General features: G+C 35.9%; 1 protein-coding gene. It reads right to left on the reverse strand.

Going from position 1 to position 270, the window contains the following annotated elements; translation table 11 throughout:
- Nucleotides 1–23 precede the first annotated feature (23 nt).
- Nucleotides 24–270, reverse strand: a 247-nt coding sequence (locus tag AAEY94_RS20710) for a hypothetical protein (protein ID WP_350979923.1), incomplete at its 5' end; no start/stop codon positions are given.

Raw genomic sequence — 270 nt, forward strand, 5'->3', positions numbered from 1 at the left:
GTGTTTTGGTGTCAGATAACGTCTTAACTATAGCGAAAGTATGAACCATTGTAGCTATTTACTGATGGAGAAAAGCCGAAATACCAGTCTATTACAGAGACCAGAACTTTGTTATCAATAACAAAGCGTACACTGTAGTGCCACAATGGTGACGGGTCAATGCTCAATATTCTCCTGTTTTCTATTGTATAGTCAATAGCAGTATGATAGAGAGCTGATTTAGTTTTAAAATATTCGTTTATAAGTAATGTGATAGCGAATACCATGGGT

This window comes from Shewanella sp. AC34-MNA-CIBAN-0136 (assembly GCF_040309945.1).
In the GTDB taxonomy this organism is placed as follows: domain Bacteria; phylum Pseudomonadota; class Gammaproteobacteria; order Enterobacterales; family Shewanellaceae; genus Shewanella.